Genomic DNA, 16,485 nt, shown 5'->3' on the forward strand with positions numbered 1-16,485 from the left:
AAACTGTTCTTGCGGTTTTTTGTGTCCTATACCCTGATCCTGATCATTCCTCTCGGTATGATTTCTTTCATCGTTTACGGAAAGCTGTTGGGCACGTTGGAGGAGGAAACCGTCAGCTCCAGCATTACGAGCATCAATCAAGCCCGCGATACGATCGATATGAACTTGAAGCAGCTGGATCAAATCGCCTTTGAACTGTCGAATAACCCCAACGTCTACGAATTTACGTCGGATCGGGAGCCGGATATCGTGGAAGCCAATATTAAACTGAAGAGCATTATCCGCGAGCTTAATATTGCGAGTACCAATGCGATCAAGAGCTTCTCCGATGAGATTATGATGTATTCTTTAAAAAACGATATTATCGTCTCCAATGTAACGAAGTACGACCCGGATTTTTTTTACGAAACGTTTATGAGAAATGCGGCCATTCCGTTCTCCGATTGGATTTCACGGCTGCGAAGCGCCAAGGAGCGTCAGCTCTGGCCAGTCGTTAATACTATGGGAGCCAACAAGTCAGGGAAGAAGCTCATCACCTATTTGCAACCGCTTACCCAGTATGGAATGAGCAATCACGCCGTGTTGATTTCCTTGCTGCCGGAGGATAGGATGTGGGATTTCTTCGGCAGGGGAGAGATGGACGGCAGAAGCTACCGCGCCATTCTCGATAGGAACAACCAGGTGATTACTGCGGCACCGGGCTCCATTGAACCGGTTCCTGTGAATTACGACGAGATTTTCAATAGCGGACAGGACCATATGTTTTTCAATTACGATGGAAAAAAGTATATTGCAATTTCTACGATTTCCAGCGCCTACGGGTGGAAATATGTAACCATTCTGCCGGTCAGCGTATTGATGGAGAAAATTTCCTATCTCCACATCCTGTTTTCCGTCGCTCTGTTCATCTGCGTTGTGCTGGGGATCACCTTGGCTTATATCTTTTCCGTTCAACATTATAAGCCGATTCGCAATACGGTTCAGTGGATTTTGACGAACAGGAAAGACCGGACGGTAAAGCAAAAAGGAGAATATGAAACGATCCTCAGCAATATTCAGGGGATGCATACCGACAATCATCTGCTGGAGAGTCAGCTGCACAAGCAGCTCCCCGTGCTGAAGGTTCACTTCCTTTTAAGACTGTTGAAGAACAATACGATAGACTTCGATGAAGTAAATGAGCTGCTGGAATTTTACGGAATCCGATTTCCCTGCGGCTGCTATACGGTAGCTGTGCTGAATATCGACGATTTCAGCGGTTTTATGCAGCGTCATTCGTCGACGGGGAAAAGCCGGCCGCGCTTTGTCGTTTGCAACATCGGCGAGGAAATGATCCGAAGTATCGGGGACGGATTTGCACTGGAAATTGAGGAGGATAAAGTAGCGCTGCTGATCAATCACGATGCGGCTGCGGAGACGGCTGGAGCGCATCCTTTGGACCATTTGCTGCAGCAGCTCAAGGAATTTTTGAATAAAAAATTTAATATCGTAATCAGCATCGGGGTAGGAAGCGGCTGCCCGAGTCTGGAGATGGTCCATCAATCCTATAATGAGGCGATAATCGCATTGAATTACGGACTGATTCGAGGAAGAAGCCGGATCAACTACTTTGAACAAACCCGCAGTAATCCTAACCATTTCTACTATCCTCCGGAAAAGGAAAATCATCTTATTGTTTGCGTAAAGACAGGAGATTTTCCTTCCGTTCAAGGTTTGCTGGACCAAATTTATGAAGTCAATTTCAGGGAACGCAAGCTTTCTCCGGAGATGGCGAATTGTCTTTTCTACGGCATGGTGAGCACTTTCTTCCGAATTTTGGAGGAAATCCAATTGGATTATCGGGATATTTGCGATGACGATACGGACGTGTTCCGGGATATTAACCACAGCAAGGACGTCGAAGCGATCTTCCTCGCCATCTTGTCTCTGTTTGACAGGCTTTGCAGCGTCATCCATGAGAAGAAAGCGAAGGGAAACCATCATTTGCGGGATAGCTGCATTCAGTATATTGCCGGGCATCTGTCCGACAAAGAACTGTCCTTGAATAAGGTTGCGGATTATTTTCAATTATCCTCCCCGTACTTGAGCACTTTTTTCAAGCAGCAGACAGGAACTAATTTCTCCGATTATTTGAACCGACTGCGTATTCAACGCTCTAAGGAACTGCTGGCCAGCGAGGATGATCCGATTCAGGAGATTGCGGATCAGGTCGGTTATAATAGCGCCAACACATTTATAAGAATTTTCAAAAAATATGAATCGGTCACTCCGGGTCAATACAAGGAAAGCCTGCGCATCGGCAAGGTATCGGACATGATCGGGGAATAATGAAAAAGCCAAGACCGTCGTAATAACGGTCCTGGCTCTTTTATTGTCTATATTTGCCGGTGTCGAACTGTCCGATCTTCGCCGTCAAGCGCGGCCAGCTTACCGTCTACAGCTTCGCCAGCCACTGCTCCAGCTGCAGCACTTCGATGCCGGCCAGCAGGACGATGCCGATGCCGTGGGTGTCGTTCAGCAGCCAGGACAAGTCGTCCTTGTAGTAGCCGGTGCTGAAGGAGTAGCCGGAGCCTCTGCATACGCCGTATACGTTGCCGAACTTGTCGATGGATACTTTGGACATGCCGGTCCAGCCTTTGTCAATCGCTTCGATATAAGGCTCCGTATTCTTGATCCAGCCGAACCGGACGCCGCGCGCGAACGCATACAGAAACATCGAGGTGCAGGAGGTTTCCTCGTACGATTCGGGATCGGTCAGCACTTGATGCCATAGCCCGTTCACGCCTTGAAGACGCAGGTATCCTTCGCACAGCTGGCCGAAGAACGCAAGCAGCTCTTCCCGAGCCGCGTGAGTTTCCGGCAGCTCGCGGAGCAGCTCGGAGAGGGAGAACAGCACCCAGCCGTTGCCGCGTCCCCATGCGACCTTGGTCGGTTTGTCGAAGGTGAAGTCGTATACATGGGACATAATTTGCAGCTCGGGAATGTAGAGCAGCTTCTTGAACTGCGCGAACTGGTTCGCGGCGTCCTCCAGATAACGAATATCTCCCGTCCGGCGGTAGTACCGGCACAGGAACGGAACGCTCATGTACAGATCGTCGCACCATAAGGTGGCGTTCGGGAAGTCGACATGCTTCGGCTTGCGGTACAGCGCGCCTTCGGGCAGCCGGTCCTGCTTGTTGCTGATATAATCGGCGATGACCTCCGCGATAGGCTCCGCCCCCTGAATCGGCCGGTCCTGCAGCGCCAGCAGCATCGTCGCTCCGAACGAGCCGCAGTCATCCAAGCTGTCGAGCGTTGCGAGCGTGTTCAGCACGCCGGACGCTCCGAATTTGTCCCTGTCCCACAAAGCGTACGGATATAACGTCGTGCATGTTTCGATATGGCTGTACACATAATCGAGCAAGTCTTTCCGTTCGAGCAGCTTGCCGGTTTGCAGCAGCCCGTACAGCGTCACGCCGAGCGGATAGTTCCATTTGCCGAACAGCGCGTTTTCCGCGAACGCGCGGACCCAAGTGTTCGGCTGATCGAGCCGCCAGAACGTGCCGCCGCTGCCGGTCTGGATCAGCGAGCGAATGAAGCCCGAGGCGACGTCCGGCCCCGCGTCTTCTTCGGCAAGCGGCCCAAGGTACAGCCAAGCGTCCTTGCTGCCCTCGACGGGATAAGGAGCGGCGAAGCGCACTCCGGCCGGAAGCTCGTCCAGCCGGAAGCCCCAGCTGTCTTGAGCTCCCTCGCAGCGGATGACGAGATCGTGCAGGCCGCAGCTAAGCCGCAGTGGAATGCGGAACTCGCCGGGAGACTCCAGCGCAAGCCGCTTCTCGCCGTCCACGTAAATTTCCGTCCGTCCCATCGCGCTGCCTGTAAGCTCCACCTCGCGAGCTTCCTGCGCGAAGGAGCGGAGCTTCGTCCAGGCGAGGTAGAAGCGGCCCGGTTCGGGCTGATCGCCGAATATGCGTGCGAGCGCTCCTGCCGCCTGCTCCTCGGCGCTCCACTCCAGCTTGGGATACCATACCGCGCCGCTGCCTGCTTCGGTCGTTCCCGCGCCGGGCAGCTCAGGCCAAGGCTCGTTCTGAGGCTCGGAATATATCCAGCCTTCGTGGCCTTCTCTCTCCGGGGACGGAGCCAGCACATGGATCGGGTTGCTCTTGTACGAGCCCGGCCCGAAGGAGCCGCCGCAGCCGCCCTCGGTCTTCATAAACTCGAATACGAGATGATTCCAGCCTTTGTTCATCGGGATAGCGACGACAGTCCGGCGCCGGTCGTTCAGCTCGTCGGCGATGTTCGTCTTGTAGATCAATTCCCCGTTGGCATACAAACGAAACGGTCCGTAGCAGTACAGAATAAAGGATAACGGAGCGGCCAGATCGCTCCAATATTTCGACCAGGCGTAGACGAGCTGACCGCCCCGTATCGCGGGAAACCGCTCGGCAAAATTAAAATGATAGCTGTAATCGTGCTTCTTAGTTATTCCGTCGGCGCAAAAGGCGCGATAGGCGATCGGATGCGGCGGATGATTGCCGACATATCTGCCGGCGATAGTAGCCAGAATCTCTCCGACCTCGCCGCCGCATTTTTTGAAGATACTTTCATTCTCGTCGATGTAACGCTCTGTCATGGTTCATTCCTCCCCGGAAAAATGGAACGGACGGGAGTGAAGTCCCGCCCGCAAAGTTAATCTTATTTGCCTCCGGCGCGCTTCTGATAAGCTTCGGTCAATTCCTGGCTCATCTTGACGATATCCGGGTCGTTTTTCATTTTGGCTGTGAAGTCGTCCCAAGCGGTGATCGGCTCGCGGCCCAGGATGATTTTTGTTTTCAAATCCTGCGCTTTTTTCTCGAATTCCGGCAGCGCTCTGACGGCCGTCGGCGAATACAAGCCGGTGCTGATGTCCGCTACGCTGGTTTTGGCCCGCTCGTCTTGAATCGACTTGAACAAATCGTTGGCGTCTTTAGGGAAGTAGACTTTGGTCGAGCTCGCGTACGGATCGGCGACATAGACGATTTGGTTGAAATCCGGCCCGTTATCCGCGGCCAATTTCTCCGTGTTGATCACTTTTTGACCGTCTTGTACCGTATAATGAGTGCCCTCGAAGCCGTACTGCTGAATGGCGAACACGTCGTCGTTCATCCAGGTGTCGACGAGCTTAAGAATTTGCTTCATCTTGGCTTCAGGCACCGATTTCGGGATGGACAGCATACCGGAGAAGCCGGGGCCTTTCGGATTAAAGCCGTTGATGCTCGTGATCGGATAGAAGTCCGTCGGCTTGAAGTTCGGATCGACCTTTTTCAGCTTCTCGTAGTAATCGTTCATCGTACCGGCTTTCTCCACGATCATGCCGGCTTTGCCTGCCTTGAACAAGTCGGAAGCCTGCGACAGCTTCATCGAAGCGAAGTCCTCCGGAATGAGCTTGTCCTTGTACATGTTGGTCATGTATTCAATCGCCGTGCGGGTTTCCGGTAAAAACGCCGTATTGACGATTTTGCCGTCCTGCAGCTTCCATTTGTCGTTTTTCACGTTGGCGCCGGTGAAGCTGTTCTCGATGGCACCGAGCGAAGCCATGTCCGAAGGCGCGTTCAAATAGGCGGCGAACGGAATCGTATCGTTCTTGCCGTTTTTGTCCGGGTCCTTCTCGGCGAACGCCTTCATGACGGTATACAGTTCATCGGTTGTCGTCGGCACCTTCAGGCCGAGATTGTCCAGCCAGTCTTTGCGGATGACCAGGAACTGGTCGGCTTCGGCAGGACGCGGACGCGGAATGCCGTAGTTTTTGCCGTCCTGCATTTTGGTCAATTCCCAGGCGGTATCGGAAATTTTGGAGCCGAGATTCGGGTATTCCTTATAGTAAGGCGTCAAATCCCAGAACGCTCCTTGCGACACCGCATTGCGAAATACCGACGAGAACGGATCGTTGATGGTCACCAAATCCGGAATATCCCCCGAAGCCAAGGTCACATTCAGCTTATCCGTATAGTTGTTGCCGGACACCCATTGAATGTTCAGCTTGGAGTTCGTCGCTTCTTCAATCGCTTTCTTGATCGGATTGTCGGCGGCCGGCGGCGATGCGCTGAGCAGAATGGTCATGACGCTGACCTCCAGCGGCCCCGACGCGCCGGCCTGATCCTTTGAGCTATTTTTACCGCAAGCCGCGAGCAGCCCCGACATAGTCAGGATGAGCGCCAGCGATCCTGCGGCCATTCTGCGTCTGTTTTTGCTTTTCATGATGATCCTCCCTCATACAATCGATAATCTTTGTTTGCAAGCCTTCACGGCTCCTGGACTGAGAGTAGTACATCCGCCGCTGATCGACAATCGTATTTTTTTGTACCTTGCCGCGACCTTGTCGGGCCTTGTCCCAGCCCGAGTTTTTCGTTAAGGCTTGGACTATATTGCTCTTTGCACATTGCTGCCGGAAGGAGGCTGGAGAAGGGATTTAACGGTTCAATTCGCGGAATTGGCTCGGCGTAATCCCTTCGTATTTTTTGAAGATGCGGTTGAAGTAGCTGTGCTGATAACCGACGCTTTCCGCCACTTCGTTAATTTTCATTTCGGTTTCTTTGAGCAAGGCTTTGGCGTTTTGAATGCGGATGTTCGTCAAATAATCGATAAAGTTCACGCCGTTAATTTGCTTAAAGGCGCGGCTTAACGTGTAAGGGCTTGTCCCGAACAGGTCCGCGCATGATTCGAGCGATAAAGCGTTCATATAATTTTCCCGCAAATAGACGACGACCTTGTCGACGATCTGCTTCAAATGAATGTTTTGCCGGCTGATCATCTCCTGCACGAAGACGCCGATGACCTTGCGCTGGAACCAGCGGAGCATTTCGTCCGGCTCTTTGATCTGCGCCAGCTGATCGAATAAATTGACGCTGCCGAATAATTGCACGGGATTCATCCCGGATTGCATCGCCGCGTACCGGATACTGCCGAGCAGCTGAAGCATGCCCTGCTGAATGACAAATTCCGTCGAGCCGCCCGTAGACAGCTCGTCCATAAACTGCTTGATCAAATCGACCGCATCGGTTTCCTGTCCGTTCCGGATGGCGGCCACGATATCTTTGTCCAATGTGAACGGGTAGTAATTGCTGGCCTCGGAAAGGTTCGACCTGAGCGTTCGTTCCGTACGAATAATTTGATTGTCCTCGCCGAGCAAATCGCGATAGGCCAGCGCCTGCTTCGCTTCCTCGAACAGATGCGGAATTTGCTTGACATTATAAATCCATCTGCTGACGGCGATGGTGACCTGCATATTCAATATTTGATTGATGGTGTGCATCAGCTCCGCGCACAGCGCGTCCAAATCGTCTTCAAGCCATGACGATGGATGCTCGCCGGGCAGGGAGAGCAGCACGCCGATCGAAAAGTTGTGGAAGTTAATGACTTCCACCTGCTCGTACTGCTTTTTCGTAAGCTCGCTAATAATATTCGCCGCGGCGAAGGTGACCAAATCCTCGTCCCCGTGCAAAAACCGGCCCTCCAAATTGGAGAATCCGGTCAATTGGAACATTAAGGCGACGAATTTGCGGTCTTCCGTTTCCCAGCCGTAGTATTTCATCCGTTCCTGAATATCCTTCTCTTGCAGCGAGAGCAGATACCCCTGCGCCAGCTGGAGGAAGAACCCTTCCTGCAAGGCCGGAAGCTGCTCCTGCAGCTTATGCTTCAATGTCTCGCTTTCTTTGGACAGATGCTTCCACTGCTTCTCGATCAGGTCGAATTCGTCGCTCACTTCAACGGTTTTATCGCCGGTCAGCAGGCCGACGAGCCGTTCCACCGGCAAGGAAATGCGGCGCGACACGAACCAGGAGAGCAGAAGAGCGAGCATCAGCCCGGTCAAGCTGACGATCAGAATCCATTTGGAGACGGCGATGACGGGAGCGGTGATCGAAGTCAGCGGCGCCGCGGAAACGTAAATCCACTTCGTGCCGAGCCGGGAAATTTGCCCGTAAGACACGGAGTATGTCGTTTGATCGTACTCATACAGGAACGAATCCGTCGTGGCGCTGTGCTTGTCGTATTCTTGCAGCAGCGATTGCTCCATCTTGGATAACGTATTCCCGTTCGTCGACAAATGCCAGCTTCCGTCGCCGGTCATCAGCAGTGTAACGCCTTCCTCATACGGATTCAGCGTTTTCAATACTTGATTCAGCTTCTCTTTGTTGACGGTGGCGATAATGACGCCGAACGGCTGGCTGCTGCCTCCGGGTATTTTAGTGACTAGCGAAATTGTATCCGCAGCTTCTCCGGGAATGTCGTTCGTCCAGAACATCGATTTGTTATTGGCCAGGAACGAGTCGTAGCTCTCGATTTTCGCAGCATCGCTAAGATAGGCGTATCCGTCCTTGGTCATCGTAAGCGGCCGCGGCGCGTCCAGATACAACTGCACCTTCTCCAGCAGAGGATGCGCTCCTTCCATGACCAGCAGCGTCCGGTACAGCTCTTGAACCTGTTCGAATTGATACGAGAAGCTGATATGTTTCAGATTATCGTCGAATTTCGGATCGAACGCCCAATGGGAGAGCGTCATCTCCAAATATGCGAGCTGCTCGTCCAGGTTGGCCGCGCGGTTGCGGATTTGATTCTGATGCTGGCGCTGCAGCGCTTCCTCCAGATTGTTCGTCGCAATACCGTAAATGCTAACGCCGATAATCAATCCGGGAATACTGGCAATAAGCAGAATAAGAACGAGAATTTTGCGGAAAAACCGACTGTTATACTTATATTTGCGGATCATTTCCAGCCATGGTTTGACAATTCCAGACAAGATGCATTCGACCTCCAGTTGTATTTCTCCCTTTTTTCGACAAACTTGAGCTGGAATCCTCCCCATGGCCTGACGGCGGCAAGCTTATCCTTTGACGGAGCCGACCATGGCCCCTTTGGCGAAATGCTTCTGCAAGAACGGATAGACGAGCAAAATCGGCACGGTGGCGATAATGACCGCGGCCATCTTCAGCGTTTCGGACGGCGGGGCGACGGCGGTCGCATCGGTCATCAGATCGGAGTTATTGGCATTGAGCAAAATGTTCTGCAGCATCACCTGAAGCGGCCATTTCTCGGCGTCGTTAATGTAAATTAACGCATTGAAGAACTGATTCCAGTAACCCACGGCGTAGAAAAGTCCGAAAGCGGCGAGCGACGGCAGCGATAACGGCAAAATAATGCGGACCCAAATGCTGAGGTCGTTGCAGCCGTCGATCGAAGCGGATTCCTCCAGCTCGGCGGGAATGCTGTCGAAGAAGCCTTTCATCAAAATGACGTTCCACCCGCTCGCCAGCGCCGGGATAATGAGCGACCACAAGCTGTTGATCAGCCCCATCTCGCGGACGAGCATGTAGTTCGGAATCATGCCGGGGTTGAACAGGACGGTAATCAAGATGCCGAGCAAAATCAGCTGTCTGCCGCGCAGCCGTTTTCTGGACAGCGCGTAAGCGAGCGCAGCGGTAACGACAAGGCTGAGGGCGGTGCCGACCAGCGTAATATAGATGCTGACGCCGACAGAGCGGGGAAAAGCTCCGGTAGACAAAAGAAATTTATAAGAATCAAGCGACCACTGCTTCGGGAACAGCACGAAATTGCTCTTCAAATATTCCGTCGCATCCGTGAACGAAACGACGAATACGTAATACAGCGGGAAAAAAGTGACTACGGTGACCACGCCGAGCAAAATAATATTGACTATATCGAATAGACGGTCTCTTATACCTAGCTTCACTTCGATTCCTCCTTAATATACGCCATCTTCGCCCAATTTTTTGGCGATCCAGTTGGATACGACGACAAGCGCCAGGCCTACGACCGATTTGAACAAGCCGGCGGCCGTGCTGTAGCTGAACTGCGCCTGCTGAATCCCGACCCGGTAGACGTACGTATCGAACACTTCGGCCACTTCCGAGACGGCGCCGTTATACATGAGAAATACTTGCTCGAAGCCGACGTCCATCATATGGCCGAGGCGCAAAATAAGCAGAATGACAATGACGCTGCGGATCGCCGGGAGGGTGATGTTCCACATTTGGCGAATCCGTCCCGCGCCGTCGATTTTGGCCGCTTCGTACACCTGAGGATCGATTCCCGCCATGGCCGCAAGAAACAGAATTGTCCCCCAGCCGCATTCTTTCCAGATGGACTGCATGGTCAGCATGCCCCAGAACAAATTGGAGTTGGTCAGAAAGTCGATGCGGCTGAGCCCGATCGCTTCCAGCATCTTGTTGACCAAGCCTTCCCCTTTGGCGAACAGCAGGAACGTCAGGCCGGAAATAATAACCCATGACAAGAAGTGCGGCATATAGACGACCGATTGCACGACCCGTTTATATAAGACGCTGCGCAGCTCGTTGAGCATAAGCGACAGCACGATCGGCAGCGGAAAGAAAAAGATCAGGCTGAGCAAATTGATCGCCATCGTATTGCGGAACAGCAGCATAAATTCAGGATTGGAGAAAAATCGTTGGAAATGCTCGAATCCGACCCAGTCGCTGTGTATAATTCCGGCAAACGGAGAGTAGTTCTGAAACGCGATCACGACTCCCCACATCGGCACGTATTTGAAAATAAGAAAAAATAAAACTCCGGGCAAAGCCAGCAAATATAAATATTTGTCCCTGGACATATCTTTGATAAGTCTGCCCAGACGGCTCTCGCCGGAGCGGGCAGGCGAAGCGGGAGCCGCTTGCTGCTGCTGTCTTAACATGGTCATTTATCTTCTTCCCCTTCCTTATAGCCTAAGCTCTATCTCAACGTAAACGATATTGCCTTTGCAAACAATCGTACAGTTTTGCCGCAGCCGAGGCCGCAACCGGCAAACGGGGCTTCGATTATTTTGCCGATTGCGACTTTTATGCGGACGAAAGCGTCAATTACCGCGCCGGAACGGGCTTTAGCTCATGCTGCGCATAGTCGAAATATTTGCCCTCCAGCAGACCGATCAGCGTATTGGTGACACGGATTTCGATTCGGTTGCTGCCTTCTTGCAGCAGCTTGGCATCCCCTAGCCAGCGGTAAGGCGACCAGGCGCACACCCCGAGCGATTGCCCGTTGACGAGTACTTCCGCGCTGTCATGGAAGGCGTCGTCGCTATGGGTCAAGCTGAGCTCGAACGAACCTCCGGCCGGGATCGACGGGAGAACGAGCTCGCGCTCGAAGGAGAACGTTCCGGCATAATAAGGGTATCCGGGGTAAGGACCTGCCGTCAGCGGCAGCTGCTGCTCCGCCGGGGCCGCAATAACGGGGCGGCGCTCTTCGTCGAACCGGACGAGAAAGTCGCCCGTCAGGTATACCGCATCGACCAAACCGTCCCAGTCATGGCGAATTTCTACGGCGGCTTCAAGCTCGTTAACCCCTTCGCATAAATACGAGGCGATGTCGCAACCGATATTCATGGGATCGTACAAAAATACCGGCTTGAACGCGTCCGTATCGACCCGGTGCCCGTTGATCCGAAAATATCCGCTGCCGCTGAGCGCGCCCTTGTCCAAGACGAGCATGGCTCGCTGCGGAAGCTTATCGACGGTAAACGCGGCCGAGTATACGGCTTGCAGCGGGTAGGACATGGCGATCTTCATCGGCGTGCCGAACAGCTGGGACATCTGTACCGGCAGAGCGCTTGCTTCCGCCAAATCCGCGCATTGGTCGATAAACGTCTTCGCCGTAACGGCCGGAGCTTCCAACGGAGCGCGCTTCGCTTCCGAGCCGGCATCGCCGACGGCGAGCCGGAACGTGTCGAAGCGCACCGCGTTCGGCTGCAGGGCCGACAGCCGCCATGGAGCGGCTGCGTCCGCTTCCAGCTGCCAAGGCTGTGCGGCGGCGGGCAGAGCGGCGGGCTTGCCGCGCTTCAGCTGTACGAGCTTCGACTCGTACGGAGCCAGCGACAGCGGCAGCAGCCAGGCCGAGCCGTCGCGGGTTCCTTGGGCGGGCGCGGCATCGCCCCGGTCGAGCGACAGCAGCTGGAACTCGGCGTCGCAGCCTTCAAGGCGCGCGTCGCCCCAAAGCCGCTCGGACGCCCGCAGCGTGATGTCTCGCGGCGTTCCTTCTTGGTTGCTGATGAACACCAGCGCCGTATCTTCGGACAGCTTGCGCGTTTGCGTCAGCAAGCCCCAATCGCCGCATGCGGGCAAAAGCTGCACGGCTTGCGGCTGCAGCTCGCCGAGCAGGGCGCTCATCCGCTTCACGGCCTGCTGCGTCTCCGAAGCTGCCGTGCAAGGCAGGAAGTATACGCTGCCGGCTCCTTTCACCCAATCGGGTTCCGTATTGCCGCCGCTCCAGAATTGTTCGCGCACGGGCTCCGTCAAACCGAACAGCCGCCGGATCGATTCCGAATCCTGCTGCCGCTGTCCGGGCTCGATTGTCTCATAAGGCAGCTGCCCGAGACTGATCACGATACCGCCTTGCTCGGCGAACAGCTGGATTTTGCGCCAGGCGGCGGACTCCAGATTCGTCATCGGGGGCATAATCAGCACCGAATAGGAGGCTTTGCCGAGCGAGAGCTTGCCGCCGGCCGCGTCGGCCTCCGCCAGCAGCTCGGGATCGAGATGATCGAAATCTCTGCCGCTTTTCGTCAGCTCGCTGCAGACGCCGCTCCACCATCGCTTCAAATCTTCGAGCTTTTGCTGTTCCTCCGGGTTCTTGCCGCCGTACTGGAAGCCGTGGAACGGGTTGCCCATCTGCGTCCACAGCGATGTGGTCGGCTGCAGCACCGCGACGGAAATGTCGGCTTCACCCGAGCTCATCACGTAGCTGATCCGGCCGGTGTAATCACCGAGCTGCCGGAAATGCCGCCAATACGGGTTTTGCAGAAACTGGGACGGCGGCGCGTCATGCTTGGTAAGCCCGTCGAGCGTATAGAAGAAGGCATGGAAGTTGAATAAGTTCGTGCCCATCGCCGCCATCCGGTCGATCATCCATTTGGCGTCCTGCAAGGTCATGGACCAGCCGACGCTGTGAAAGCATTCGATCAGATTGCGCTCCCGGTTTAATTGGCGGGCGATGGAGCTGACCATTTTCGGATCGCTGCGGAAATTGCCCGCGTTTTGATCCAAAATCCAGTCGAGCGAGCGGCCGAGCTTTTCGTGCGCGGAATCGCCTCCCGGAATATGGCTGTACAACTGCGTTGTCATCCTCACGGATGGGACTTCGGTAATGTAGTCAAGCCCGTGACGCTCGCACCAATCATGGACCTGCTTATGATAGGCTCCGAGCAGGAGCAGGTGAACCGACTGGTAGTAGTCGTAACGGATTTGCGCCGCGTTGTCCGCATCCGCATAGAGCAGGGCGTGCAGATGGTCGCACAGATCGTAGCCGTTTTGCTGCTTGAAAAATGCGGCCAGCTGCGGAGACCACGGAATGCTGCCGAGCAGCCCGATTTCATCGGTGAACATCCCTTTGATCGTGCCGCCGAAATATTCGCCCAAATGCTGCGCGTACCGGTCATGCGTCAGACGGATGAAGGTAGCCATCGCTTCGCGGTTGCACGGGTCGACGAAGGTGCCGTAATATTTGAAATCCTCGATTTCCTTCTCCTGAACGATCAGCACTTCCCACTGGCCTTCCGGAGCCGTCCATTCGAGCTTTTGCACCGTACGGTAAGTGAAAAACCGTTTCTGGTTGTACGCGGTAAGCCCCGCTTTCTGGAATATCGGCTCCGTCTGAAAGTTACCGATCGACGAACGGATGTCGACGGCTTCGTCCCACAGCTTCCGGCCCGACGGCAGCACCGGAATCGCTTTGGCGTACAAGATGCGCGCCCACGGCAGCTCGACCGACAAGCGTTCGCCGCCCTCCGCTCTTTGCGCGTGATGAGCCAGCGTGTAGTGCTTCGCTTCCGGATGCTCCAGCGTTACCTCGCCGCCGGCGATGCCGCTCGGGTACGGGTATTCGTCGTACAGCCAAATGTACAGTCCTCGCGCTTGGGCCGCCTCCACTGCAACCTTGACTTTCCGGAACCAGACGTCCGATAAATAAGGGATGTTCAGCCCTTGTCTCGCGCATACGAAGGCGCCGCCCAAACCTTTGTCGGCCATCTCGTCGATTTGACGGCGAATTTCGTCATCTTCCATATCGCCGTTCCAAAACCAGAACGGATGAATCCGGTAATCAGCCGAAGGATTTTTAAATTGCTGCATATCGAACATGTGCACAGCCTCCCGAATTAAAAATGAATGGTTTTCACAACACTATAAGGGAGGCGTTTATGGTCAACAATCGCATTTTTTTGTAAGGGGGGCGGCATGCCGGTGGAGCGGATTTCCGACATTTTTGCAGACTTGTACATTATTGCGCGATCCTCCTCTTCCGTACGCGGTGCATCAACGGCGGCGGTTCAAGAGAGAAGCGGGCAGGAGAAGAAACTTTGCCATACAGGCTGAAGTACGGTACAATAAATCATTAATTCCTTTAATTAAGAGAAATGCGCAGGTGATTAACGATGATTGAGATCAAAACTTCCAAGCTAAGCGACGGAGAGTTCAACCGGGGAGTGTTCGCTACGCGAGACATCGCCAAAGGCGAGCTCATCCACGAGGCGCCGGTCATTCCTTATCCGAATGAGCAGCACGAGTTTTTAGAGAAAACGATTTTGGCGGATTACGCCTTTGAATACGGCGCCAACCATTCGGCGATTTTGCTCGGCTACGGCATGCTGTTTAACCACTCGTATACGCCTAACGCCGACTATGAACTCAATTTTGACAATCATACGGTCGATTTTTACGCTTATACCGATATTCGCGCCGGCGAAGAGATTCTCATTAATTACAATGGGGATATCGACTGCGACGATCCTCTATGGTTTGAACGCAAGGACGAGTCTTAACGAGGCGGCGGGCTGTTCGAAAACTTCATAGTTTCTTCATAAGGAAGGAATAGGAAAAGCCCGTCTCTTAAGTCAGAGACGGGCTTTGTTTGCCGGCTGTATTAGATCCAGGCGCGGCTTACGATAACAAGCAGAATGAACAGAACCAAAATAACGCCGGTGCTTGTGAAAGCTCCGCCAATTCCGCAACCTAATCCACCCATTCGAATCTCCTCCTCAGCTTAGCTTGCATTTCATTCAGGGGTGTTTTAGCCCCCAAGTTAAGTTATGCCGCTCAGGTGCAAACGGATTGGACGGATGTACTTGCGGGATACTGGAATCAGAAAACCCACGTATGGCTGATCGTGTAAATATATGGTAAGATCGAAGGGTGCCATTCGGCCGCTTTTGTACGGCTGCGCCTTGCTACAGGGGGCGCGAATGAAAGCGCAAGCCGATGAATTTATCGAAAATATGGTGATAAGTATGCAACCGGCCGCTACATCGAACGTGATTCAAGAATCGCTGCATCGAATCGTACAGTGCAGAGACCTGCTGAAGCTGCTTTCGTCCAAACGGAATCAGGACGGGGTGTGCCATCTGTCGCTTAAGGTGTTAAGCAATTTTATGGACCTGTCTACAGAGGACGTCTCGCGTACGATCAGGAAATTGGCGCATTTCGGTCTGATCAAGAGCAACCGTGCGCAAAACGAATTTGAAATTTTGAAGCAGCATTTCGAAAGCTCTCCCCTCGCCATTACGGAGTCGCTGCTGAAGCTTCTGCAGGAAAACCCGGAACTGACCTTCCAGGAGCAGGCTGCCCGGCTGGACATTTCCGTGAAAGATTTGGAGGTCGTATACGGGCACTTCGTCTATGTGCTCACGTAAAACCCTCTGGCAGAAGCCGGGGGGTTTATTCCCGTATGGAAAGTCGCCCCCTGCGCGCGTGCGTCGGCCCGTGCCGTGGGCGGGATCGCTCAAGCGGCAGCCGTAAGGCCGGCAAGGTTGAAGCATAAAAGCAGCGGATCACGGATGAATAAAAGGGGATGCAAGGAACGGCATAATAATGCCGGAAACAAGGAAGGAATGCGCAGCAGGAGGAGAACTTAAATCAATTCATGCGGACGATACATTCAGCCGGCGGCATGCAGGCTGCTTCAGGTCGGGCGTATGAAGCTTTTGATCCGGAACAGCAGGTCCAGTACGGCGCCCCCAATGAGAAAATAACTAATAATGAAACTGAGCACGACGAGAGACACATTTTTGAAAATTTTAACGATAATTTCAACTCAACTCCCCAATTTAATCTATAAATCTATTTATCTACTATTTGTGCGATTATGCACTTTGTATAAGTTACATTATTTAGGAGGATAACGCAAGTTTTGCGTAAGCCGCGCTTTTCACTGCCCGTATTAAAGCAATGACATGGACTTTGCGCCGGCAAGATGGTTAAATAAATAGGGCGGCAGCGATAAAAAGCCGGCCTCCGTCATTCTCGCGAATAGGATGGGAATTTGAGATGAAGCATAAATTCGAGATCGATTCCGCTTGTCTCCTGCTAGGGCTGCAGCTGGAGCGGGTGCTGGAGCATTTCGCCCGCGAGCGGCTGGCATGCGTTAAGCTGGACGGCAATTATTACACCGACGAATCGGGGATTGAAGAGCTGGAGAAGCTGGCTCCATCATGACGAAAGAGGGTTCTTC

At 53.6% G+C, this 16,485-nt stretch carries 13 protein-coding genes; 5 read left to right on the top strand and 8 right to left on the bottom strand.

The window, feature by feature from the left end:
* Positions 1-9: 9 nt before the first annotated feature.
* Complete coding sequence (locus SK3146_RS26215) at positions 10-2,328, top strand: helix-turn-helix domain-containing protein (protein WP_249861529.1); 2,319 nt, start codon at positions 10-12, stop codon at positions 2,326-2,328.
* 106 nt (positions 2,329-2,434) lie between these two features.
* Here SK3146_RS26215 and SK3146_RS26220 read toward each other — a convergent pair whose 3' ends face one another.
* From SK3146_RS26220 to SK3146_RS35055, 7 genes are all read right to left on the bottom strand, one after another.
* On the bottom strand, positions 2,435-4,612 hold the full coding sequence (locus SK3146_RS26220; RefSeq protein WP_249861530.1) for a glycoside hydrolase family 88/105 protein: 2,178 nt from the start codon (positions 4,610-4,612) through the stop codon (positions 2,435-2,437).
* Between the two features lie 62 nt (positions 4,613-4,674).
* The gene (locus SK3146_RS26225; protein ID WP_249861531.1) at positions 4,675-6,216 is read right to left on the bottom strand and encodes a type 2 periplasmic-binding domain-containing protein; all 1,542 of its coding nucleotides are present in this window, start codon (positions 6,214-6,216) and stop codon (positions 4,675-4,677) included.
* Between the two features lie 211 nt (positions 6,217-6,427).
* On the bottom strand, positions 6,428-8,755 hold the full coding sequence (locus SK3146_RS26230) for a helix-turn-helix domain-containing protein (RefSeq protein WP_249861532.1): 2,328 nt from the start codon (positions 8,753-8,755) through the stop codon (positions 6,428-6,430).
* Between the two features lie 84 nt (positions 8,756-8,839).
* Positions 8,840-9,706, bottom strand: coding sequence for a carbohydrate ABC transporter permease (locus SK3146_RS26235; RefSeq protein ID WP_249861533.1), 867 nt, complete (start codon positions 9,704-9,706; stop codon positions 8,840-8,842).
* Positions 9,707-9,718: 12 nt separating this feature from the next.
* Entirely contained in the window at positions 9,719-10,690 is a 972-nt protein-coding gene (locus SK3146_RS26240; protein WP_249861534.1) for an ABC transporter permease, read from the bottom strand.
* Positions 10,691-10,850: 160 nt separating this feature from the next.
* The gene (locus SK3146_RS26245) at positions 10,851-14,120 is read right to left on the bottom strand and encodes a glycosyl hydrolase (RefSeq protein WP_249861535.1); all 3,270 of its coding nucleotides are present in this window, start codon (positions 14,118-14,120) and stop codon (positions 10,851-10,853) included.
* 17 nt (positions 14,121-14,137) lie between these two features.
* Positions 14,138-14,260, bottom strand: a complete 123-nt coding sequence (locus tag SK3146_RS35055; protein WP_259617945.1) for a hypothetical protein — start codon at positions 14,258-14,260, stop codon at positions 14,138-14,140.
* A gap of 153 nt (positions 14,261-14,413) precedes the next feature.
* On the opposite strand from SK3146_RS35055, the gene SK3146_RS26250 reads away from it, so the two are divergent.
* Positions 14,414-14,800 carry an SET domain-containing protein gene (locus tag SK3146_RS26250; protein ID WP_249861536.1) on the top strand — a complete coding sequence of 129 codons (387 nt, stop codon included), beginning with the start codon at positions 14,414-14,416 and terminating at the stop codon, positions 14,798-14,800.
* A 101-nt stretch (positions 14,801-14,901) separates the two neighbouring features.
* Here SK3146_RS26250 and SK3146_RS26255 read toward each other — a convergent pair whose 3' ends face one another.
* Positions 14,902-15,003 (bottom strand): YjcZ family sporulation protein, encoded by a 102-nt coding sequence (locus SK3146_RS26255; RefSeq protein ID WP_249861537.1) that lies wholly within the window; start codon positions 15,001-15,003, stop codon positions 14,902-14,904.
* 217 nt (positions 15,004-15,220) lie between these two features.
* On the opposite strand from SK3146_RS26255, the gene SK3146_RS26260 reads away from it, so the two are divergent.
* From SK3146_RS26260 to SK3146_RS26270, 3 genes are all read left to right on the top strand, one after another.
* Positions 15,221-15,667, top strand: coding sequence for a hypothetical protein (locus tag SK3146_RS26260; protein WP_249861538.1), 447 nt, complete (start codon positions 15,221-15,223; stop codon positions 15,665-15,667).
* Between the two features lie 230 nt (positions 15,668-15,897).
* Entirely contained in the window at positions 15,898-16,092 is a 195-nt protein-coding gene (locus SK3146_RS26265; protein ID WP_249861539.1) for a hypothetical protein, read from the top strand.
* A gap of 209 nt (positions 16,093-16,301) precedes the next feature.
* The gene (locus SK3146_RS26270) at positions 16,302-16,469 is read left to right on the top strand and encodes a hypothetical protein (protein WP_249861540.1); all 168 of its coding nucleotides are present in this window, start codon (positions 16,302-16,304) and stop codon (positions 16,467-16,469) included.
* Positions 16,470-16,485: the final 16 nt, after the last annotated feature.

This window comes from Paenibacillus konkukensis (assembly GCF_023523925.1).
GTDB classification, from domain to species: domain Bacteria; phylum Bacillota; class Bacilli; order Paenibacillales; family NBRC-103111; genus Paenibacillus_S; species Paenibacillus_S doosanensis.